This window comes from Fictibacillus sp. EA-CB0309 (genome assembly GCF_055814265.1).
Genome location: NZ_CP169271.1, coordinates 1,846,803 through 1,869,447, shown reverse-complemented (window position 1 = coordinate 1,869,447; position 22,645 = coordinate 1,846,803). Strand labels below are relative to the sequence as shown.

21 protein-coding genes, 5 pseudogenes and 1 riboswitch are annotated in these 22,645 nt (G+C 39.9%); of the genes and pseudogenes, 2 read left to right on the top strand and 24 right to left on the bottom strand.

All coding sequences use genetic code 11. From position 1 onward, the window contains the following. Positions 1-106: 106 nt before the first annotated feature. From ACEWFH_RS10395 to ACEWFH_RS10345, 11 genes and pseudogenes are all read right to left on the bottom strand, one after another. On the bottom strand, positions 107-1,906 hold the full coding sequence (locus ACEWFH_RS10395; RefSeq protein WP_473727093.1) for an ATP-binding protein: 1,800 nt from the start codon (positions 1,904-1,906) through the stop codon (positions 107-109). After that, positions 1,903-2,619 carry a response regulator transcription factor gene (locus ACEWFH_RS10390; RefSeq protein WP_066241957.1) on the bottom strand — a complete coding sequence of 239 codons (717 nt, stop codon included), beginning with the start codon at positions 2,617-2,619 and terminating at the stop codon, positions 1,903-1,905. Before ACEWFH_RS10390 ends, ACEWFH_RS10395 begins: the two co-directional genes overlap by 4 nt. 318 nt (positions 2,620-2,937) lie before the next feature. Then, positions 2,938-4,121, bottom strand: a pseudogene (gene ccsB, locus ACEWFH_RS10385) (c-type cytochrome biogenesis protein CcsB). 51 nt (positions 4,122-4,172) lie between these two features. Next, a complete protein-coding gene (resB, locus tag ACEWFH_RS10380; RefSeq protein ID WP_473727092.1) occupies positions 4,173-5,750 on the bottom strand; it encodes a cytochrome c biogenesis protein ResB in 1,578 nt (525 codons plus the stop codon). Positions 5,751-5,762: 12 nt separating this feature from the next. Further along, positions 5,763-6,292: pseudogene (gene resA / locus ACEWFH_RS10375) on the bottom strand (thiol-disulfide oxidoreductase ResA). Between the two features lie 27 nt (positions 6,293-6,319). After that, complete coding sequence (locus tag ACEWFH_RS10370) at positions 6,320-7,084, bottom strand: pseudouridine synthase (RefSeq protein ID WP_473727091.1); 765 nt, start codon at positions 7,082-7,084, stop codon at positions 6,320-6,322. Between the two features lie 93 nt (positions 7,085-7,177). Further along, positions 7,178-7,711, bottom strand: a complete 534-nt coding sequence (locus ACEWFH_RS10365) for a spore maturation protein (protein ID WP_473727090.1) — start codon at positions 7,709-7,711, stop codon at positions 7,178-7,180. Further along, complete coding sequence (locus tag ACEWFH_RS10360) at positions 7,711-8,304, bottom strand: nucleoside recognition domain-containing protein (RefSeq protein WP_473727089.1); 594 nt, start codon at positions 8,302-8,304, stop codon at positions 7,711-7,713. Before ACEWFH_RS10360 ends, ACEWFH_RS10365 begins: the two co-directional genes overlap by 1 nt. Then, positions 8,298-9,467, bottom strand: a complete 1,170-nt coding sequence (locus ACEWFH_RS10355; protein ID WP_473727088.1) for a D-alanyl-D-alanine carboxypeptidase family protein — start codon at positions 9,465-9,467, stop codon at positions 8,298-8,300. Before ACEWFH_RS10355 ends, ACEWFH_RS10360 begins: the two co-directional genes overlap by 7 nt. Before the next feature lie 78 nt (positions 9,468-9,545). Beyond that, positions 9,546-10,097, bottom strand: coding sequence for an isoprenylcysteine carboxyl methyltransferase family protein (locus ACEWFH_RS10350; protein WP_473727087.1), 552 nt, complete (start codon positions 10,095-10,097; stop codon positions 9,546-9,548). Between the two features lie 3 nt (positions 10,098-10,100). Then, a pseudogene (locus ACEWFH_RS10345) lies at positions 10,101-11,175 on the bottom strand (type III polyketide synthase). Positions 11,176-11,520: 345 nt separating this feature from the next. Between ACEWFH_RS10345 and ACEWFH_RS10340 the strand changes: the two are divergent. Further along, the gene (locus ACEWFH_RS10340; protein WP_473727086.1) at positions 11,521-11,661 is read left to right on the top strand and encodes a hypothetical protein; all 141 of its coding nucleotides are present in this window, start codon (positions 11,521-11,523) and stop codon (positions 11,659-11,661) included. Here the strand turns inward: ACEWFH_RS10340 and ACEWFH_RS10335 are convergent. From ACEWFH_RS10335 to ACEWFH_RS10325, 3 genes and pseudogenes are all read right to left on the bottom strand, one after another. Beyond that, positions 11,641-12,012, bottom strand: a complete 372-nt coding sequence (locus ACEWFH_RS10335; protein ID WP_473727085.1) for a hypothetical protein — start codon at positions 12,010-12,012, stop codon at positions 11,641-11,643. The two genes, ACEWFH_RS10340 and ACEWFH_RS10335, sit on opposite strands and share 21 nt — an antisense overlap. Before the next feature lie 17 nt (positions 12,013-12,029). Beyond that, entirely contained in the window at positions 12,030-12,620 is a 591-nt protein-coding gene (gene scpB / locus ACEWFH_RS10330) for an SMC-Scp complex subunit ScpB (protein WP_473727084.1), read from the bottom strand. A 6-nt stretch (positions 12,621-12,626) separates the two neighbouring features. Then, positions 12,627-13,369 (bottom strand): annotated as a pseudogene (locus ACEWFH_RS10325) (segregation/condensation protein A). A 128-nt stretch (positions 13,370-13,497) separates the two neighbouring features. Between ACEWFH_RS10325 and ACEWFH_RS10320 the strand changes: the two are divergent. Next, positions 13,498-14,016 (top strand): DUF309 domain-containing protein, encoded by a 519-nt coding sequence (locus ACEWFH_RS10320; RefSeq protein ID WP_473727083.1) that lies wholly within the window; start codon positions 13,498-13,500, stop codon positions 14,014-14,016. Positions 14,017-14,200: 184 nt separating this feature from the next. Here the strand turns inward: ACEWFH_RS10320 and ACEWFH_RS10315 are convergent, their stop codons facing one another. The 10 genes and pseudogenes from ACEWFH_RS10315 to sigF all read right to left on the bottom strand — a co-directional run bounded on the left by ACEWFH_RS10315 (position 14,201) and on the right by sigF (position 22,633). Continuing rightward, positions 14,201-14,635: a peptidylprolyl isomerase gene (locus ACEWFH_RS10315; RefSeq protein ID WP_289495256.1), complete on the bottom strand. Its 435-nt coding sequence runs from the start codon at positions 14,633-14,635 to the stop codon at positions 14,201-14,203. A 68-nt stretch (positions 14,636-14,703) separates the two neighbouring features. Beyond that, positions 14,704-16,026 carry a diaminopimelate decarboxylase gene (gene lysA, locus ACEWFH_RS10310; protein ID WP_473727082.1) on the bottom strand — a complete coding sequence of 441 codons (1,323 nt, stop codon included), beginning with the start codon at positions 16,024-16,026 and terminating at the stop codon, positions 14,704-14,706. A gap of 93 nt (positions 16,027-16,119) precedes the next feature. After that, a riboswitch (Lysine riboswitch) is annotated at positions 16,120-16,296 on the bottom strand. Between the two features lie 59 nt (positions 16,297-16,355). Beyond that, positions 16,356-17,834, bottom strand: a complete 1,479-nt coding sequence (locus tag ACEWFH_RS10305; protein WP_473727081.1) for a spore germination protein — start codon at positions 17,832-17,834, stop codon at positions 16,356-16,358. Further along, positions 17,812-18,393, bottom strand: a complete 582-nt coding sequence (spoVAEA, locus tag ACEWFH_RS10300) for a stage V sporulation protein SpoVABEA (protein ID WP_473727080.1) — start codon at positions 18,391-18,393, stop codon at positions 17,812-17,814. Before spoVAEA ends, ACEWFH_RS10305 begins: the two co-directional genes overlap by 23 nt. Positions 18,394-18,397: 4 nt before the next feature. Beyond that, on the bottom strand, positions 18,398-18,748 hold the full coding sequence (gene spoVAE / locus ACEWFH_RS10295; protein ID WP_289495252.1) for a stage V sporulation protein AE: 351 nt from the start codon (positions 18,746-18,748) through the stop codon (positions 18,398-18,400). Position 18,749: 1 nt separating this feature from the next. Further along, positions 18,750-19,766 (bottom strand): stage V sporulation protein AD, encoded by a 1,017-nt coding sequence (spoVAD, locus tag ACEWFH_RS10290; protein WP_289495251.1) that lies wholly within the window; start codon positions 19,764-19,766, stop codon positions 18,750-18,752. An 11-nt stretch (positions 19,767-19,777) separates the two neighbouring features. Beyond that, positions 19,778-20,239: a stage V sporulation protein AC gene (gene spoVAC / locus ACEWFH_RS10285; RefSeq protein ID WP_473727079.1), complete on the bottom strand. Its 462-nt coding sequence runs from the start codon at positions 20,237-20,239 to the stop codon at positions 19,778-19,780. An 8-nt stretch (positions 20,240-20,247) separates the two neighbouring features. Further along, positions 20,248-20,669: pseudogene (locus ACEWFH_RS10280) on the bottom strand (stage V sporulation protein AB). Next, entirely contained in the window at positions 20,659-21,279 is a 621-nt protein-coding gene (locus ACEWFH_RS10275; protein ID WP_473727078.1) for a stage V sporulation protein AA, read from the bottom strand. Before ACEWFH_RS10275 ends, ACEWFH_RS10280 begins: the two are co-directional and overlap by 11 nt. Positions 21,280-21,874: 595 nt before the next feature. Beyond that, positions 21,875-22,633 (bottom strand): RNA polymerase sporulation sigma factor SigF, encoded by a 759-nt coding sequence (sigF, locus tag ACEWFH_RS10270; RefSeq protein ID WP_066242019.1) that lies wholly within the window; start codon positions 22,631-22,633, stop codon positions 21,875-21,877. Positions 22,634-22,645: the final 12 nt, after the last annotated feature.

Below are 22,645 nucleotides of genomic sequence, written 5' to 3'. Positions count from 1 at the left end.
AAAAACACAATTCTTATTATAACGTATTGGAGAAATTTGTGAAATCTTTTTTAAATATCATTGTTTGTTCCTTATGAAACAAGATTAATCGGGACGTATTGCTAATTTATTTCAACGTTCGCGGAATAACAAAAGAAAATGTCGTACCTTCATTATTTTTGCTGTGAACACTAATCTGTCCCCCATGAGCTTCAACGATGTTTCTAGCTATGGCAAGCCCAAGACCAGTACCACCGGACTTACCTCTTGTTCTAGCTTTATCCCCTTTATAGAAACGTTCAAAAACAAATGGCAAATCTTCTTCTTTTATCCCAGATCCATTGTCCTTCACAAAAAACTTAACGTTCTGTTCGTTCACATCAATCGACAGAGTTACAAATCCGCCTTGTGCCGTATGGCGAATCGCATTATCAATTAAATTGGTTAACACTTGTTCAATTCGGTCCGGATCTACATCTATTTGATCTTGACCGAGGTCCAGGTTACCGTTGATTGAGAGGTCTAATTGAAGATCTCTGTCTTTGGCAGGTCCTTGGAACTTACGTACAATTCTTTCGGCAAAAGGTACAATGGAAAGAGTCGTGTAGTGAAGCTTCATGTGACCTGCTTCTAGTCTCGCAAGATCGAGCAGTTCATTAACAAGCCTGCCCATTCGTTTAGACTCATCTAATATAATTCCAGCAAGTTCTTTTTTCTCTTCTTCTGATTCTGCGATATCATCTACGATCGCTTCACTATATCCTTGCAACATAGCAATCGGTGTTTTTAACTCGTGTGAAACATTGGCAACAAAATCTTCTCTTAGCTTATCCATACGGCGTTCTTCTGTCATATCACGAAGAACGGCAACGGCACCTCTGATAAGGGATTGATCATATAAAGGTGTCATTACGACTACCCATGACCGCCCCTGTATCGCAATCTCTGTCATCTGCTCACTCTCAAGTGATACTACTTGCTGAAACAGCTGTCTGACAGCTTCAGGAACATTTCCGTTCACTTCAGTCTTCATACCTGATTCATAATAAAACGCTTGTAAAAAACGATCGGCAGGAGGATTCGTTACTAGAATGTTCATCTTCCTGTCAAAGGTAATCACACCGTCTGCCATTGAACTTAAAACACTTGTCAGCTGTTCTTTTTCTTGGTTCAACGCAGTGATGTTGTTTTTTAATTGACGTCCCATACGATTGAATGTCATTCCCAGTTCACCAATCTCATCATGCGTTAAGATTGGTACTTTCATATCAAATTCACCTTTAGCTACAGATGTTGCGGCTTCTCTCATTCTTCTTAACGGGGCCGTAATTCGGGTAGATAAGAAAAACGCAAAAATGGTTGTTAAGATGATGGCTATTCCAGCAGCTAAAAATATCAGATACTTTGTATGATTGGTTGTCTTATTCACATTTTCAATCGACTGATAAACATATATGCCGCCTTTTGTGTTTCCGGCTTTATATGGTTCACCATAAATAATCATCGTCTGCATGGACTCATCATTTTGATTGAAAACAGGGAAATTATCGTTTACATAGATCTTTTTCCCATTCTCTGTTACCGTTGACAGTTTATCGTTTTCATTGAACACAGAAACAGGAATATACGGTGCATCATCAAAAGAGTTTTTCGACATGAATGATTCCTGATTTTCATCAATAATCATGATAGACATGGAATACGCTTCAGCCATTTCACTTGTAATGCGAATGGCTTCTTCTTTATTCTCATCGCTTTCCATGATTAGTACGAGGCGGTCTGCCATCTTCCTTAATTGTTCACTTGCTTGGTTATCATAAAACGACTCAAAGAACTGGGTTAGAAGAATGGTTAAAAGTGTTAGTACAACAGATACTAACAAGATAATCGTTATCCAAAGCTTACCAACTACACTTCTCCAGATCATTCATTACCCGCCTCAAATTTATAGCCGACTCCCCAAACTGTCGCAATCATGGACGCCGCATCAGGTGAAACTTTGTTTAGCTTTTCACGAAGTCTTTTTACATGTGTATCAACTGTTCTTAGATCACCAAAGAACTCATAGTTCCATACATCTTTAAGCAATTGTTCACGTGCGTAAACTTTATCAGGAGTCTTTGCTAAGTAATAAAGCAATTCATACTCTTTAGGAGTTAGATTTACCTCTTTGCCTCCTGCAGTTACACGGTGTGCATCATGATCAATCGTTAGGTGTTTAAATACGACAACATTTTTAGCCACAGTCTCTGTTTGAAGGAACTTCGTAGGTGAAGATCTTCTTAACAGTGCTTTCACACGTAAGATTACTTCTCTAGGGCTGAAAGGTTTCGCGATATAATCATCCGTACCTGCTTCAAATCCTTGAATACGGTTAAGCTCTTCACCTTTTGCTGTTAACATGATGACTGGTGTCGCTTTCTTTTCTCTTAACTTCTCACACACTTCAATGCCATCCATTCCTGGGAGCATGAGGTCGAGCAAGATGAGATCAAAGTTAATTGATACCGCCATCTGAAGAGCATCCTCACCGTTTTCAGCTTCATGTACTTCATAGTTTTCACGTTCCAGATACATTGTTAACAGTTTGCGAATTCTTTCTTCATCATCAACAACTAGTATTTTAGCTTCTGTATCCATATTCAATCCTCCACATCTAATCATGATAAACACGTCTTTATATCCTGCTTCTATCATACATGAAACAAACCGCTTCAAACAAACAGGACACGTTGTATAACTATTATCTCTTTTTTCGTAAGGCTGTTAAACTTTGTTGTTATTGGAAGTGGTTGATTTCCGTTCCAGGTGCTCGTTTTCTGCGGGGCAGGAGTCTCCCACCTTGCACTCCAATCAACTATCACAGAAGCCACAATCTTTTAAAAAAGAGCCTTTCCTAAACATTCTAAATCCCTACAAAAAAGTCCCTCTTATAAAAGAGAGACTCTATTTTGATTCTTATGCATACGAATGCAAACCGACAAGAACTAGGTTTACGGCAATCAGGTTAAACGTGATAATCCAGAAGCCTAAAACACAAAGCCATGCGGACTTTTCGCCGTGCCATCCTCTTGAAAGTCTTAAGTGAAGGAAAGCCGCATAGAACAAGAACGTAATCAGTGCCCAAACTTCTTTCGGATCCCATCCCCAGAATCTGGACCAAGCTTGCTGTGCCCAGATCATCGCAAAGATAAGTGCTCCTAGCGTAAAGATTGGAAAGCCGATTGCTACCGCCCGATAGCTGATCTCATCAAGAAGATCAGGTTTCATATTTACTTTTGACTGAAGAGCTGCTGCAATTCTTTTCTTAAGATCAAGCGAAGCAAGCCATAAAGAACTGCGCCAGCTAAAAGAGACCAGATAAACGTATTAAGCTTAACTGATGCATCTACCCCGTTCATCCAAGATGGTGTTGAAAACAGAGGTCCAAACGAGTTATCTAGCTGTTCACCATTACTAGGACCGGCAATGGCAGGCATATCGTAGACTACCTTAACAGGCTGATTCTGTTCGTTCATCATCTCGAATGCCGTTTGATAGCCAGCACCTTTAAATCCGATTGAAACAACAATGAATCCAACGACAGCGATTAAGCTATAAAGGATTATTTCCAACCACAGTGTTTTCTTAGACGCTACAGTTTGGTCGACCGTACGAATTAAATAAATGAGACCTGATACGAATGAAATGGCAAGTATTCCCTCGCCTAACGCTGCAGTCGTAACATGGATTTTCAGCCAGTCACTTTGAAGTGCAGGGATAAGCGGAGAAATATCTCTCGGAAACATACTCGCATATGCAATAACAAGAACTGCGACAGGCATTGCAAAAACACCTAAACCATTCGTACGATAGATGACATATAAAATAATAAACGCAAGCACCATCATCATGCCAAAAAATGTTGTGAACTCAAACAAGTTACTTACAGGTGCATGTCCACTTGCCATCCATCTTGTTATGAAATAGCCTAGTTGAGCTGCAAAACCTATACACGAACTTATAAAACCGATTTTACCCCATTTTTTTGTATGAGCCGCATCTTTCTTCTTTTTATCAGAAATGGACATTGCAAAAAATAGAGTAGAGAACAAATAAATAATAAATGCACTATATAAAAGCGTACTGCTGATTTCAGCCATCATTAACCCTCCCGCTTGAACGGCATTACTTAGAATCAGATTCTTTTTCTTCTAGTGGTGTGAGGTTTGTCTTATTGGACAGGAACTCCACATCTTTTTCAAGCCATACCAGTTTTTATTCGTATGAGCTGCTGCCCACACTTCACCTTGATTCTGTTTAATCCAAATTCTTCTATAGTTCCAATACAAACCTTGCGTTACACCAATCATAAAAATAATTCCGCCAAGCGCAATAATCCATAGCGTATGGTCTTTTCTGACGGTAAGTGCAGTTAAGTCCTTTGTTTCAATTCCCGCAAAAGTCATTTTAAACTGGTTTTCCCCGGAATCTATATTTTTTTGAATACCTACAAACGCTTTTTCCCCTTCAGGTGTTTTTGGAGAATACATGGAAAAAACAAATGCAGGATTATCTGGCAAGTTATTGACTGTAGAAGGCTGGTTTTGTTCGTTCAAGATAAAATTAGGAAAGTATTCTTCAATTTTAACTTTATAACCATTCCCTAAATCATACTCAGTTTCTGGATCATGAAGATCAACCGTTAACTTGCCGAACTTATTTCCAGTTGACTTTTCTTCAAGTTCAAAGCTCATCTTGTAAAACTCATTCAATTTAAAATCAGTTTGATAGAGTGCGAAAGAATCGAATTTAAACGGTTCATTTACTCGAATCTCGCCGTCTTTTACTTTTACAAGTTCAGGGTCTGCTCCCGCTGTATGATTTTCTTTTGTCTTATAAAGCGTGACGTTGCTTTGATAGTTCTTAGCAACTTCCCCGTCAACGGAACTTAGTGCACTATTAAACTTCTTTTCTTGTTTATCATACATCTCGAGAATAAATTCATTGTTCTCAAGGTAGTACTGACCTTCATCACTGGCTGTACCTGGAATGGAAGCTTTTTCTCCTTCTCTCACCCATAAGATGTCGTCCACATACATACCTGGAAAGAATCGAAGCATCGCACCCGTTAAGAAAATAATCAGACCGACATGATTTACATAAGCACCCCATCGTGAAAATCGTCCTTTTTCAGCGAATAAGTTGCCATTTTCTTCACGAACTTTATAGCGAAGAGATTCGAGAGTATATTTGATCTCTTCAAGTTCAACATCATGGCTTTTCGAAAACAAACGCTGCTTCTTCATGAATTGGTCATGTCTTGTGACTCTTTGGGTTTTCAAAGCTTTATAAAGTGGAATTCCACGATCAAGGCTGGCAATGATAATAGAAAGTCCTAACATGCCAAGTAAAAGAATAAACCACCAAGAACCATAAAGATTATGAAACCCTAACAGATAATAAATCAGACCTAGTGTTCCGTATTCGCTTTCATAATGGGTAGCAGGATCAACATTGGGAGGGATAAACGTTTCCTGTGGAAAGATTGTCCCGATTGCTGCTGCTACTAAAATGATAACAATTAACCAAACCCCTACTTTTACAGACGAAAAGAAGTTCCATACCCGGTCAACAAACGTTTGTTTATACGTTTGAGATCGTCTGGCGCTTCCTTCATACCTCATGCTTGATAAAACCTCAACGTCTTGCTGCAGCGGTTTGCCGCAGGCTTGGCAAAGACTAGTTCCGTATGGGTTGGAGTGGCCGCATTCACATGTTATCGATTGCATCTTATCACCCCGTTACGGCTTTATTTTTTCCATAAAGGAAATAATTTTTTCTCTGACAATGACTCACTCGTCCGATCGACCACTTTACCGTTCTTATCAATTAGAATGGTGGTCGGAATCGGACCAATCCCATAAGCTTTTGTTACTTCACGCTGTTTATCCATCGGAATAGGAAAGGACAAGCGATATCGTTCTGCAAAATTGTTAACGGAAACATTCGTTTCACTTACGTTGACCGCTAATATTTCTACACCTTGTGGTTTATATTTTTCATATTGCCTTTGCATATAAGGCATTTCACGTTCACAAGGTTTGCACCAAGTTCCCCAGAAATTTAAGAAAACACCTTTTCCACGGTAATCTTCCAGTTCTACCTGTTTGCCATTTAGATCGGTAAGTACAAAATTAGGAGCCGAATCCCCTTTGCTTATGTATGTACCTGACTCTTCATTCATACTGTTGTAAATGGTATAACCGATTGCAACAACTAAAATGGCAAGCAAAGCAGAGCGAAACCATAATCTATTTTTTTCAACATCCATCCGCTCCTTTAAGCCGCTTCCATTTTACTATAACTTGAAAAAAAGCCTATCTACGGCTTTTTTTGACGTTTGTGTGACAGCGAGATTTCTCAGCTGCTTTATTTCATGTGGTGTTAATTCTCTAAACTCTCCTGGATTAAGCCCTTTAAGATCTAAAAAGCCGTATCTTTCTCGTTTCAATTTCATAACGGGAGTGCCAATCGCTTCTAGCATACGCTTAACTTGACGGTTTTTACCTTCATGTATGATCAGTTCCACGATAGCCGTTCCCTTTTTCTTATCGATTGAGTTTACCTTTACTTTTGCAGGGGCAGTCATGCCATCCTCTAAACGAATGCCTCTCTCTAGCTGCTTGATCTTTTCTCTTGGCGGTATACCTTTTACTTTTGCAATGTACACTTTATCAAGCTGATAACGCGGATGCATTAGTACGTTTGCAAATTCTCCGTCATTCGTCATAATGATCGCACCTGTTGTATCATAATCCAATCTTCCAACAGGGAATACACGCTGTTCGATGATGTCCCTAAAATAATCAGCCACTACTTTTCGTCCTTTATCGTCAGAAACGGCTGTAATCACACCAGAAGGTTTATACATCAAAAAATAAACGGGCTGTTCCCGTTGAATTTGAATTTCATTCACTTCAATCTTATCTTTTGTACCTACTTTTGTGCCGAGTTCGGTCACTACATTTCCGTTCACTTTCACTTTGCCTTCACGAATTAACTCCTCAGCTTTTCTTCTGGAAGTTATTCCGCTTTGGGCAATCACTTTTTGCAATCGTTCCATGATTTCACCTCATGTCTCATCATACCTTCATTATTCGTAATTCTCAACCTCGGTAAACGTAAAAAAGAGCCACAAGGGCTCTTTTTTGTCGATTTATGCATAAAACAAGAGAGAGATAACAGCGATTGAAGCCAGAAAACCGATTAAATCTGCTAACAACCCTACTTTAAGCGCATACTTCATCTTTTTGATTCCAACTGCTCCAAAATAAACTGTCAGCACATAAAAGGTTGTATCTGTGCTTCCTTGGATGGTTGAAGCGAGCCTCCCGATAAATGAATCAGGTCCATGTGTAGCTATAAGGTCTGATGTCATACCAAGTGCTCCCGTTCCAGAGATCGTTCTCATAAGCCCAAGCGGGACTACTTCTGCCGGAATATGAAACAATGAAAATAGGGGACGCATCGCCATCATGACATAATCCAGCGCTCCGGATGCTCTGAATACTGAAATGGCTACTAGCATGCCAACTAAGAAAGGAATGATGTTGATGGCGATTGAAAAACCCTCTTTACCGCCTTCAACAAACGTTTCATAAGTTGGAACTTTTTTATAGGTGCCATACAATAATATAAAACCGATTAAAAGTGGAATAAACCATATCGAAAACGATTGTACGAAGGACATTATTTCCCTCCTTTTGGCAAGGAGCGGTAATAATAATATCTATCTATTAAAATAGCACCAACCGTTGAGATCGCAGTTGCAATTAATGTTGGAGCTACAATATCAGTTGGAGACTGTGAGTTGTAGCTCATCCGTATTGCGATAATTGTTGTTGGTATGAGTGTAATGCTTGATGTATTAATCGCAAGCAGCGTAATCATAGAACGGCTAGCTTCGTTTTTTCCACCGTTTAAGATCTTTAACTGTTCCATCGCCTTTATGCCCATCGGTGTTGCTGCGTTCCCGAGTCCAAGCAAATTGGCAGCCATATTAGATAGAATATAGCCTTGGGCTGGATGATCTTTTGGTATATCGGGAAAAAGCCTTTTTACAATAGGACGAAAAAGAATAGCCAGCACTTCCAACAAACCGCCTTTTTCAGCAATTTTCATAATACCTAGCCAAAATACAAGAATACTGATCATCCCAAAACTTAGCGTAACAGCTTCTTTGGCACTCGTGAAAATGGCTTCGTTCACTTTATCCATTGTTCCGTTAATCCCAGCAACAATAAAACCTACCACCATCATTCCAACCCAAATGTAATTCACCATAGGCGGTCTTGCTCCTTGGCAACAAAGAAAAGCTTGTTCAGCATGTTCTTAAATGATGTCCATAAGCCATCTTGATCAGGTTTTATAAGGGCTTTGCCATCATAATAAAGCGGGAGATCAGCAATTCTCGTGTCCTTTAAATCTATGAAATATCGGCCAACAGGCTTAGGTACCTTCTCTTCTTCCCATTTCCCTGATTTCGGTAGCTTATATAAATGGATGGAAGAAGAGATCTGTTTAATCTCTTCTTTTAACAATGGATAAGAAAATGTTCTGGCAGCTTCAACTTTGCCTTTATAACCTTTATCTTTAATGCTAGAGATTTTACCTTCTTTAATAAGTTCTGTCATAGTAAATGAATGGAAACCCCACTCAAACAAATTCCTGTGGTCTTCCCAATCGTCTGGATCGTTAAGTGTTACAGCAATCAGTTCCATGCCGTCTTTTTCAGCTGTTGAAACTAAAGTCCTCTTGGCACGCTTTGTATATCCTGTTTTTCCACCAGTGGAGTTGATGTACAGCTTCAACATCTTGTTTTTGTTTCTCCATACTCTGTCCCATTTTTCACCGGTTTGTTCTGACCGGTAAACTTTCGTGGAAGAAACATCTTTAAATGTATCATTGTTCATTGCATACTTTGTCAGAAGAGCCATATCATAAGCGGTTGAATAATGATCCTCATGAGTATCCAGTCCATGTGGATTCCTGAAACGTGTATGCTTCATTCCGATTTCTTCCGCTTTTTGGTTCATCATATATGAAAAGCCTTCTAAACTTCCGCCGACATGTTCAGCAATCGCAACCGCGGAGTCGTTTCCAGACCGAAGCATCAACCCATAAACTAAGTCTTCAAGAGGGATCTTTTCACCTGGCTTTAGATAGAGTGAAGAACCTTCTGTTCGGGCTGCATGTTCTGTAATCGTAACCGTGTCGTGCATCTTTCCTGATTCTATCGCGATGATTGCAGTCATGATTTTTGTAATACTCGCTATTCTCATCGGCCGGTGTTCATTTCGCCCATACAACACTCTTCCTGATGATTGTTCCATCAACACAGCAGCTTTTGCTGATACACCAGGTTCAGCTTTGGCTTCTTGCGGGAATACAGCAAGGATAAGCGTACAGATAATAACGAGGAGTAATGGTTTTATAGTTTGTTTCATTTATAATCCCGCCCTTTAGGTGTTTTGTAAAAGTTTATGCAAACAAGGACAGGTTATGAATGGGATTTACTTCCGTTATTATTGACTAGGGAAGAAACGCTGTTTTTCACCGTGGCTTTTTTCGTAGTCTGTCAGTTCCATCAGTGCTTTTTCTTCTGCTGGTATTCGTACTCTTAACATTAAAATATTTAATATTGTAAACAAGATCGCTGTGTAATAGGCACCAAAAATAAGAGGAATGACTAATAGCTCTAGAGAGACAACGGTATAATTCGGATGTCTCATGAATCGGTACGGACCTTTCGCTACCACTTTTGCTCCGGGAAGCAGCAATATTTTTGTATTCCAGTACACGCCTAATGAGGAAATTGCCCAAACCCGAATAACTTGAGCAATAAGAAACAGTACAAAAGGAATCAGCCACCAATTAGGCGGTTTTGCGTTTAGGACATACACTTCAAAAAAGAAGACTACAAAAAAGGATACATGCATTAAAACCATCCACTTATAATGGTCTTTACCTGCTTCAATAGCACCTTTAGTTCGAAGTTTCTGTTCATTTGATTTTGCAATTCTAACTTCAGCAAGCCTTTGTATCACGAGAAAACTCCAAAAAAGAAGAAACCACACGATTTACTTCCTCCATTCCACTAATAGAATTTCAGAGGAAAAACCAGGACCTAGAGCCGCCATCACTCCTAGATCTCCATCTTCCTTTTCCGTTTCCATGAACTTTTTTAATACATAGAATACCGTTGCCGACGACATATTTCCATTTGTCATTAATACGTCCCTTGAGATATCTGTCTTTGATAAAGGCAGTCCGAGAGCTTCAACATAAGCTTCAAGTACTTTCTTTCCGCCAGGATGAGCGATAAAATGTTTAATTTGTTCACCAACCAGTTTATTTCTCTCCAAAAACTCGTCAACATTGGGTTTTAGCCATGTTCGGATCACATTTGGAATATCTCTTGAAAACACAACATACAGTCCCGTATCCTTGACTTCCCACCCCATTACGTCTTCAGAATGCGGCTTTAACGTAGACATCGTATCTTTTATATATGGTTTTACTTCTGATGACATGCCCGTTTCGGCTTCATCACCACAAATCAAGGCACATGCAACACCATCAGCGAACAAAGATGTCCCAACTAAGTTGCTCTTTGATAAATCTTCGTGCTGAAATGTTAATGAGCATAGCTCAACACTTAATACGAGTACATTGGACTTCGGATAAGCTTTGCAATAATCATAGGCTCTTGAAAAACCTGCTGCTCCACCAGCACACCCTAAACCCCAAATTGGTATCCTCTTTGTATGGGATGAAAAAGGAGTATATTCATAATCCTTGCTTCGATGCTTGGAGTAGAAAGTCCAGAACTCGATATGAAAAATATAGCGTCAATATTTTCATATGATATGTTGATGTTCTGATTTGACATGCACTTTTCTATACACTCTGCTCCTAAATTTGTGGCAAAATCTATGTATAAATCATTTTTCTCTTGAAAACTTCTTTTTTCTTAAACCAATCAATAGGCATCGCAAAGTAACGAGACTCGATCTCACCATTTTGAAATACCTTCAACAACCGCTCAATATCTGAGAATGCATCCTGAAATAAGTTTCTTGCAAATTCCATCGTTTCATTTTGGGAAAGCTTGTGCGGGGGATTTATCGTTTCTACTGCTGCTATTCTAGGCAAGTTATCTCTCTCCTTCTGCTGCATTTCCTTTTTTTCCTTATTTAGTAATTTACCCTTAAACCGGCTTTTAAAACGGAGACTTTTTTAGAAGGGGTATGCAGTAAGACTCAGTTAATTTAATTTAAAATCAATAATTAGTTTAAAGACTCAATAAATTGCTATTAGACTCAATAAATTTTAAACAGAGTCAATTCGGTAATGTAATACTTCAAACCACTCCAATAGCACAGTCTTTTAGAAAGGCTCTTCTCTAAAAGATTGTTGCTTTCAAACCTCATTTTTATTTACTTCTTTGAAAGTTGATTGGAGTGCAAGGTGTGAGACTCCTGCGGGACAAGCGGTCAGGTGAGACACTTAAAAGTGAAACGTACGAATGTCGCTCACCGCCTGCCCCGCGGAAAGCGAGCAACCTGGAACGGAAATCAACCACTTCCAATAAAAAAACAGCCAGAATTAACGGCTGCTCTACTTAGCTATTTTCTTTAAAGTGTTTAAATAAGATCTCAGTACATCTTCGTTTGAATGAACAAAAAGATTCCTAAATTCCTCATAGTCGTTTATATAAATTCGTTTCCGCTTTAAATATGCATCATTGCTGTTTAACGCAACAAGTGCTGCAATCTCCCGTATCTTGTAAGTATCCAAATAATTTTTCCAAAAGTCATGCTGTGTTAATTCCTCTTGAAGTTTTTCTTCAAAATATCGTACATAAAGTAGGTGAAAAGTTTGTGTTTTCCCGTTCAATTCATAAGTAGCTTCTGAACGGTTAAAGAAATCCTCAGATGTATTCGGCTTTTCTTTTTCTAACTCTATACCATCAATATGCTGAATCAACAATGCATAACTCCCCCTTACTAATCTTCAGTAGATAGTGATTCTTGAAACTTTGAAAAGAACAAGTCTGCTTCCTGTTCAACACTTTCTTCCTTAATGTTCTCAGGAAGCGGCGGCAGTTCCTTAATGTTCTGCAGACCAAAGTGTTCTAAAAATGCTTTGGTTGTTCCATAGAGGATCGCTCTTCCGGTACCCTCAGCTCTTCCAACTTCTTTTACAAGTCCTTTTGCAGATAACGTCTGTAACGGCTTTTCTGTTTTCACACCTCTTACTTCTTCAATCTCAGACCTCGTAATCGGCTGTTTATAAGCAATGATTGCGAGTGTTTCAAGTGCAGCCTGCGAAAGTGTTGAATGTCCCGGTGTTTCGACAAGCCGCTCATAATAGACCGCATGATCCGGCTTTGTTACAAATTGAAGGGATCCAGCGTATTCAACAATAGACATCCCTCTATCTGATGACGAATAATTCTCCTTCAATTCTTCAATGATAGGATCCAGTTCTTTGTTGTCGATATCCAGTACTTGAGCGATCTGTTTTCTATCAATTCCTTCGTCTCCACTGACAAAAAGCAAACCTTCGACAACCGCTTTTATTTCATTTCGTTCCAAATTGTATTACTCCTCTAACATCGTTATATATATTTCACTAAAATGATCTTGCTGTTCACAATTGATGGCTTTCACCTTCATTAGTTCTAAAATCGCAAGAAACGTGACAACCACATGCTCTTTTGTGCTTTTATCAAACAGCTCTGTAAACTTCTTTCGTCCCCCTACCGAAATGAGTGAACTTTTTATTTGTTCCATCCTTGTTTCAATAGGTATCTCTTGACGCTCAATCGTTGTTTGCCTTGGTGCTCTAGTAACCTTTTCTTGAAAGACTTTTTGCATTGCCTGCAACATATCATAAAGGGTTACATTTGTTACTTGCTTGGCAGTTTCTTCTTTTTCAAACTGACTCAGATCAAGCGGCTGTCTTGTATAGATTAAACTTCTTGCGGATTCCTTTCTTTTAGTTCATCTGCAGCATGTTTATACTTTCTATATTCTACAAGCCTTCTAACAAGCTCATCTCTCGGATCTTCTTCCATCTCAAGTTCCATTTGGTTTTCGAATAGCTCTTCCTCATGCTTTGGCAGCAGCATCTTGCTCTTAATCGCTAGAAGAGTGGCTGCCATCACTAAAAATTCACTTGCCACATCAAGTTTTAGTTCTTTCATCGTATGTATATATTGAAGGTATTGCTCAGTGATAATCGCTACTGGAATATCATAAATATCCACTTCGTAGGTTTGTATTAAATGAAGCAATAAATCAAGCGGACCTTCAAATCCATCAAGCTTCACACTATATTGCATAACATTTCCCCAGTTTTATCAGCGTTTTTGTATTATAAAATTATATCATATTTTGTTCGTATCGCGGTTTGTTTTTATTCACACGGTGCATATGGTAAACTTGAATTCGAGCTTATTAAGGGGCGTGAATGACTGTGAATTACCCAAAACCATGGATTGAATACTTAATACACTTTCATAGAGAACAAGATTACTTTGAATGCCATGAAGTTCTTGAGGAGTATTGGAAAGAAGAAGGAATGAAAGGGGATCTATGGCCCGGACTCATTCAGTTAGCTGTTGCTCTATATCACCAGCGACGCGGCAACATGAACGGTGCGAAAAGAATGATCACGAGTTGTGAAGTGAAACTGCAAAAAGAAGAATCAGCTTTAAAGGCGCTTGGAATAGAATCCGTATCATTTTTTGAATTGATTCATGAACGAAAACAAAAAATTCAGCAACAGCAACCTTTTGAGCCGATTGCTCTTCCCCTAACAACGGAGTTATTACAAAAATGCTTATTAGAAGCAGGTGTAACAGAGGAAGAGTGGTTCTTATCAGCTATGACTGAAGACAACATCGTTCATAAGCACACATTAAGAGATCGTTCCGCAGTTATTGATGAGCGAAAAAGACAAAAACTGAAGAAAAACAGAATCTTATAAAGGATGACTCATACAATTCGCCAACTTGTTGCTTTAATTCAGCCAATTTATTATTAAATTCGACGAGTTCAATGATTAAATTGACTAATTGTAATGATATATTGACGAGATGACATAATAATTTAGTAAATCTATATATAAAAAAGCTCCGGATTATTTTCCGGAGCTTTCTTACTTTAGAAGATTACTCTTCCCAAACTTTAACTTCTTTCATTACATCGCCTTGTTTAATGCGAAGTACCGTTTCCATGCCTTCAGTAACTTGTCCGAAAACAGTGTGAACACCGTTCAAGTGAGGTTGTGGCTCATGAACGATAAAGAATTGACTTCCCCCAGTATCGCGGCCAGCATGCGCCATTGAAAGAGAACCAGCTACGTGCTTATGCGGGTTTCCTTCTGTTTCACAAGGAATAGAATAACCAGGACCGCCAGCTCCAGTTCCCGTCGGGTCTCCGCCTTGTGCTACGAAACCAGGGATAACACGGTGGAACGTTACACCGTTATAAAATCCTTCGTTTGCTAATTTTTCAAAGTTTTCTACTGTTCCAGGTGCTTCTTCTTGGAACAAATCAAATAGTATTTTTTCGCCGTTTTCAAATTCAATAGAACCTTTTTTCATAAAAATGGCCTCCTTCTACTTCATTACAACTACCATTGTACGGTTAAATGACTGCTCCGTAAACTAATTTACACAAAAACATTTGTTTTTAATGGGACATCATTCTTAATGAGGTCTTCATACGTTTCCCGCTTCACTACAAGTTGTTCTTCTCCGTTCTCAACAAACACAACTGCAGGACGTTGGATGCGGTTATAATTGCTCGCCATGCTGTATCCATATGCTCCGGTACATGATACCGCCAAATAGTCGTTATCCGTTACTTTTGGCAACTCGATATCCCAGATCAGCATATCTCCGCTCTCACAGCATTTCCCTGCGATTGATACGGTTTGTGCAGGCTTTTCGTTCATTTTATTTGCAACACATGCTTCGTACTTTGCTTGATAGAGTGCCGGGCGAATGTTATCGGTCATTCCACCGTCAACAGAAACATAATGTCTAACGCCTTCGATCTCTTTTTGCGAACCGATTGAATAGATCGTTGTTCCAGCGTCACCCACTAGGGAGCGGCCTGGCTCAATCCACAATTCAGGTAAATCTCTTCCTTCAAAACGGTTCATTTGTTTGCTCACTTCTTCAATCATAGCCGTTACATATTGCTCTGGTGAGAGCGGTGTATCTTCAGAAGTATATTGAATACCAAAGCCTCCGCCAAGGTTTACGACAGTCGGAAAATAGTTATAGCTTTCTTCCCACTTCTTAAAGTGCCCAAATAGCTTTTCAATCGCTAAAGTAAAACCATCTGTTTCAAAGATTTGTGAGCCGATATGACAATGAACCCCTAATACACGAAAACCCTCAAAATTAAGAACTTCCATTAGCGCCTTATCAGCTTGGCCATTACCTAGGTCAAAACCAAATTTAGAATCTTCCTGGCCAGTTATGATGTAATCATGTGTATGTGCTTCAATGCCAGGAGTGAGGCGCAATAAAATATTAACCTTTTTATTGAGTTTGTTGCTTAACGTTTTTAGTAAAGAGATCTCAAAAAAGTTATCAACTACAATACAGCCTACTCCCGCGTTAAGTGCAAACTCTAATTCTTCCGGGCTTTTATTGTTTCCGTGAAAATGAATTCGTTCTGCTGGAAACTCTGCTTGAAGAGCTGTGTAAAGCTCTCCGCCTGAAACCACATCTAAGCTTAATCCTTCTTGATCGATCAGCTGAAACATGGCGATGGAAGAGAAAGCTTTTGAGGCGTACGCTACTTGGTAACCCACACCTTTTTCTTCGAATGCTTTCTTAAAACCTCTTGCTCTATTCTTTATCAAAGATACATCGTACAGATAAAGTGGTGTTCCATATTTTTTTGCAAGTTCAACCGTATCTGTACCACCTATCCATAGATGATGATTTTGTCCGATTTGTGCTGTACCGTGTAAATTCACAAAAAATCCCCTCTCGTTGTTGATAGAGAATTCAATCCCGACAAATACAAAAGACAGCCGCAACTAAGGCAGGCTGTCATAACCGTACCCTCATGTCGGAATAGCTCTCCACTACTGCTGTAGTGACAGTCCGTTGCTTGTTCAGCAGCGGCCCAGCATAAAAAGAGATGGAGCTCTTCCTACACTTCGGCAAATTGACCTTTCAACATATTTCATCGTCATCCACAAACTCCATATGCTACTCATTCGTTTTGCGCCTCTACCTCATATGAGGCATATATAATTAGTTATGAATTTAACACAATTTTCAACAATCAGCAAGGGACAGATTAATTAGTTGGCTGTTTTTTGCTGTTTTGTGGATGAACAATGCTCGGCCGCACTTTTGACAATGGCACGGCAATTCGAACAATAATCTGCATAAAAGCTTTTGGATTAAACGGAATGAGCGGCCATAAATACGGTGTGTTCAAGTTCTTGATGGTTGCCATATATATAACCATAATCGTAAACCCAATTACAAACCCCGGAACTTTAAAGAGCATCACCATTGCAATTAAGAAGAGCCGGAGTACTTTGTTGGCGATACTGAGCTCGTAACTTGGTGTTGAGAACGATCCGATCGCAGCGATTGCTACATATAGAATAACTTCTGGAACGAACAAACCTACGTCGATTGCAATTTGTCCGATTAATACTGCTGCAATCAGACCCATTGCGGTCGAAAGGGCACTAGGGGTATGAATGGCGGCGAGCCTCAAGATATCAATCCCGATTTCCGCAAAGACAATTTGTAAAAACAATGGGATGTTGGTTGTTTTATTTGGTCCGATAAAATCAATAAAAGGTGGCAGCAGCTCTTTTTGCATAGAAAAAAGGAGCCACATCGGAACTAAAAATACTGAAGCAAGCATACCAGTAAAACGCGTCCACCTTAAAAAAGCACCGATAAATGGAGTCTGTCTGAATTCTTCTGCATGCTGCACATGATGAAAGAGTGTTGTGGGAGTAATGATAACACTCGGTGATGTATCTGTGATGATCAATACATGACCTTCCATCAAATGCTGAGCTGCAACGTCTGGTCGCTCTGTATACCGGACTAAGGGAAACGGATTCCAGCCTTGTTTAACAATAAATTCTTCAATCGTTTTATCCGCCATCGGTATGCCATCAATCTCTATAGAGCTGAGTTCTTTTCTTATCAGATCTACGAGCCCTGGATCTGCAACATCCTGTATATAAGAAAGACATACATCCGTTTTTGACCGTTCCCCAACTTGCATAATTTCATGTCTTAAACGCTCATCTCGAATACGTCGTCTCGTAAGGGCGGTGTTGATGATAATGTTCTCCGTATACCCGTCTCGGGCACCCCTTACAACTTTCTCGATATCCGGTTCTTCGGGAGACCTTCCTGGGTAACTCCTAACGTCAACAACAAATGCTTCTTCCTCACCGTCAACAAAGATAACGATGAGTCCTGAAAGCATCCGGTCTACGGCTTCATCTAATGACTTTGTAAGCTCCACTTGCTGGTGAGCTAGATGATTATGTACAAGGTCTTTCACTTTGCTTGGCGATCTATGACCGTGATCCATATCCATGAGTTCACGGTAGATCATTATGATGAACTCACTGTCACAAAGACCGGTACAATAATATAGTTGTAATTCTTTTTTAAGAACAAAAATTTTCCTGACGCCAACATCGAAACTTACCCCGATGCCTAGACGTTCTTTTAGAAATTTTTCTGTATCATGAATGTTTTTGCTGATTGGAGTCTTATTTTTTGCGTCGTTTGCCACTTGAGTCGCTCCTTTCTAAAATGAGTTTTATAGCCTTAACCGTAATCGGAGCCCCTTTTTCAACAGCATCGAAACCTGACATTTTGCCGATGTCCCCGATTCCAACCACAAAAGGAAGATTCAGTTCATCAAGAATATACACCGTATCGCCGTTAATTCTTCCTGTTTCTAAGTCAGGCAGTCCGCTTTTGTCAATGCCAAACTCTGTGAGTTCACCATATCTATCCATCGAACAATGTACTTTCGTCCACTCTGCAAAATGCGTCTTTGAAGCGACCGCTACCGCACCAATAACATCTATGTCTTTTTGCTGATGAATGTATCTCATAGCATGTTCTCCTGGTCCCTCTCCCTTAAAACCACAATCATCGAACATCACAAGTACAGGATCATTAGGTGTTGTACGGATCATTTCTACAAGTTCTTCACCGCTCTTTTTGGATGGATTTCCCCATGATTGCGAAATACATCTGCCGCCAACTTGTTTAGCAGCATGTTCGACAACCCGCAATGCGTACAGATCTCCATCAGTTATGAAAATGACCCGTTTTTTTACCATAAGATCACCCCTTTGGTTCAAAGATGACTGCTACTAAAAAACCAAACAAAATGGCTGAAGAGATACCTGCAGATGTTAACTCAAAAATACCCATCGCTATTCCGATAAACCCGTGTTCGTCAGCTGCTGCCATCGCACCATGAAGCAGTGAGTGACCAAAACTTGTGATGGGGACGGTAGCACCTGCTCCTGCAAACTTGATTAAATTATCATAGATTCCGAAAGCATCAAGACCTGCTCCGATCACTACAAACGAAGTGGTAACATGCGCTGGTGTTAATTTCAAAACATCCATCATCAATTGACCGACGACGCAAATGGCTCCACCTATTACAAATGCCCAGAAAAACTCCATCTTATTGTCCTCCTTCCGCCCGCTCTAGAACAACGCCGTGAGCAACCGTTGGAATACTTTCTTTTTGTTGAACCATAACAGGATTTAAAAGTGCACCTGTCGCTACCATAAGTACTTTCTTTAAATTCCCTTTTCGGATCTCATCTAGAATGTATCCATACGTGACAACTGCAGAGCATGCACAACCGCTTCCTCCAGCAAACACCTGCTGACCCGAGCGATAGATCATCAGCCCGCAATCACGATGGTTATCAGAAACATCATAACCCTGTTCCTTTAACAGCATTTTTACGATCGGCGCTCCTACTCCTGAAAGATCTCCTGTCGCGATTAAGTCATACTCATTTGGTTCAACATTCATTTCTTTAAAATGAGCAGCGATTGTATCAGCTGCTGCAGGAGCCATCGCAGAACCCATATCAAAAGGGTCTTTTATTCCTAAGTCGACTACTTTTCCAACTGTTGCTGATGTGATTTTAATATCCGAGACCTCTTTACTGACAAGCGCTGCACCTGCACCTGTAACGGTAAACGTCGCCGTATCTGGTTTTTGTCCGCCATATTCAGTCGGGTATCTAAACTGTCTTTCGGCTGTAGCGTTGTGCGAACTAACTGCTGCCACAACTCGGTTAGCGTAACCGCCATCTACCAATGCTGCTCCTAACGCTAAGGACTCCATAGAAGTTGAACAAGCTCCAAATACGCCTAAAAAGGGGATGCCGTTTCCACGTGCTGTATAGTTGGACGAAACAATTTGATTCAGCAGATCACCTGCTAACAAAAAATTAATATCTTCAGGCTTCATCTTTACTTTTTGTAAACAAGCATTGATCGCGTCTTCCATCAGCTGCCTTTCAGCAAGCTCCCAGTTTTTTTGCCCGCAATGCAAGTTGTTATATGTTTTATCAAAGTAACTGCCTAATGGACCTTCACTTTCCATCGGACCAACGGCTGTTCCTGCTGCGTTCAAATACACATTATTCGCAAATTTCCACGTTTGTCTTCCTAATAAATTCATGCCCTCACTCCTTATGTCAAGTGCTGAAAGATATAGCGGATCATGCCAAAAACATAGGCAGATACAGCCCCGAAAACAATAACAGCTCCAGCAAGTTTAAACAGATTTGTAGCCACTCCAAGTACAAGACCCTCACTCTTATGTTCTAGTGCAGCACTCGTTACAGCGTTCGCAAAACCAGTAACTGGTACTACAGAACCAGCTCCAGCAAACTGACCGATCTTATCATAAACACCTAGCCCTGTTAAAAGCGCCGCAATTAAAATGAGCGTTGCAACGGTCGGGTTACCCGCAGTTTCTTGTGAAAAATTAAAATAGGTCATGTAAAACATTTGTATCGCTTGACCGATTGTACAAATAATTCCTCCTACCAAAAAGGCTTTGAAACAGTTCAACACATAAGGCGGTTTTGGCTGAATCGGCTTAATTTTTTTGCGTATGCCTGCTGTTCTTCTTTTGTTGCCATAAAGCATTCACATCCTTAATGATTAATGTAGTACATCCAATGAAACAAGGACCCTGAAATTTTCCCTAATACAATCGCCATTAATATGATGATGATCTTCTCACCGAACCCTACTCTTTTTGCAAGAATCGGTAGTACGTTCAAGACTTCAGTCAATGCGGCTGCAAGCATCCCTACAAAGATTCCTGCTAATAGACCAATTGGAACGAGGAAAAATGCTGGAAACGAAATTGAAGCGTTTCTTAAGTTCATCCACCCCCAATTACCGCTCCTAATATAATGCTTAATTCATAACCTCTGATGTACCGGTACGTTTTTGAAAGTTGCATAAGCCTAGGTACGATCCCTAAAACCGTTATCAGTGCAACGAGACCAGAACCAACTGTTATTCCTCCGCCGAATCCAATAAAAGCAACCAGTAAGACTTTAATTCCCATTGATCTTTTTCTCGGTTTCTTTGTTTTCATGTACGATTACATACTGATCAAGGTCTTGTTGATAGTTGAACATCTCAACTTCTAAGGGACTTGGTTCTTCATTAAGCCTTTTACGGAACAAATGGTTAAAGAACAAGATCATTCCGAGTCCGAGACCAAATGAATAAGGAATCTGAAGCAATAAAGGCTGTTCTTTATAGTGCCCTGTTATCATAAAATAGATTTTTTGATGAACAAGCTGCATGCTGACATCTTCATGAAAATTCATGATTGCAAGCGCAGAGCCTGTAAAAAGCAAAAGCCATACGAGTACAAAATAAACTGGTGCTAACTTTTTTTGCTTCATCTGAATTTCTAGAATCGATTGTGCAGGGCCGATAGTCTGAACATCTAAACCAGGCTTTTTCTTTTGTATTGTTCCGATTACACGCATGACATCTATAACAATCAAATGCTTATCTTCAGGGGTTACTTCATGGATAATATATCCCTTGATGTCTCTTTCTAACTCATCAGATGCAACAATCTGTGCAACCTCACCAATTGTTACTTTCTGATGCAAAAGGACCTGTACACGCTGACGCATACGCAGGTATACCGTTTTATCCAATTTCACTTCACCTCTTTCTTAAGCGCATTTGTGTTTAGTATGCGATACGGTAATTCTTATCATGCCTCACATTGAACACCATCCAAAAAATACCACAAAAAAAGATATGCTTATTCTTTGGTGTAGTAGAAAGTGGTTGATTTCCGTTTCAGGTGCTTCGCTTTCCGCGGGGCAGGCGGTGAGCCACATTCGTACGTTTCACTCTTAAGTGTCTCACCTGCCCACCTGTCCCGCAGGAGTCTCGCACCTTACACTCCAATCTCCCTAATCAATGATGCTTTTAGATAGTTCTAAATGCTGTTGAACTTAAATTTGAAAGTTATTACTGATTTAGAATAACTTAAAAGAACATTTAAAGAACATTTGAAGAAAAGGCTAAGCGATTTCTTTTAGATTTTCTCTTTTTGTACTTCTCATGCAAGTTGATTGGAGCGGAAGGTTGCCGACTCCTATGGGACGAGCGTGCAGGTGGAGACTCCTAATGGCGCAAAGCGGCAGGAGGCTCACCGTTCGCCCCATGGAAAGCGTGCAACCTGGAGCGGAAATCAACTATCTTACGAGGATTTTTAAAAAAACAAAAAACCAGATAGGACGTTTAAGTCTCCATCTGGTTTTTCATAAACAACAGTATTTTCTTTTCGAGTCTTGACACTTGTACTTGAGAAATCGCAAGACGATCCGCAACTTCGGATTGCGTTTGATCTTTAAAATATCTCAAATATACGATTAGACGTTCTCTCTCATCTAGCTTATCCATGATATCTTTTAGAGCGATCTTATCAAACCACTTGTTTTCCGAATGGTCTGATATTTGATCGAGTAAAGTGATGGGGTCACCATCATTTTCATAAACGGTTTCATGGATAGATTGTGGCGCTCTTACAGCATCCTGTGCCATGATCACATCTTCCACTGCAACATCAAGATGTTCAGCAACTTCTGATATGGTAGGAGTTCGCCCAAGTGATTTTGATAACTCGTCTTTTGCTTTTCTTACTTTATTCCCAGTCTCTTTTAAAGAGCGGCTTACTTTCACTGTTCCATCATCTCGTATGAAACGCTGAATCTCGCCGATGATCATCGGTACTGCATATGTTGAGAACCTTACATCATAGGAAAGATCAAATTTATCTACTGATTTTAATAATCCGATACTGCCGATTTGAAAGAGGTCATCAGCTTCATAACCTCTGTTTAAAAAGCGTTGAACCACAGACCAGACCAGCCTCATGTTCTTTTCTACAATCGTATCGCGGGCTGACTGATCTCCTTCCTGACTCTGTTTGATCAATAACTTAATCTCTTCATCCTTTAGAAACGGTTCACTTTTGCTGCCTTTCACCTCGACATCCATAGACATACTCCC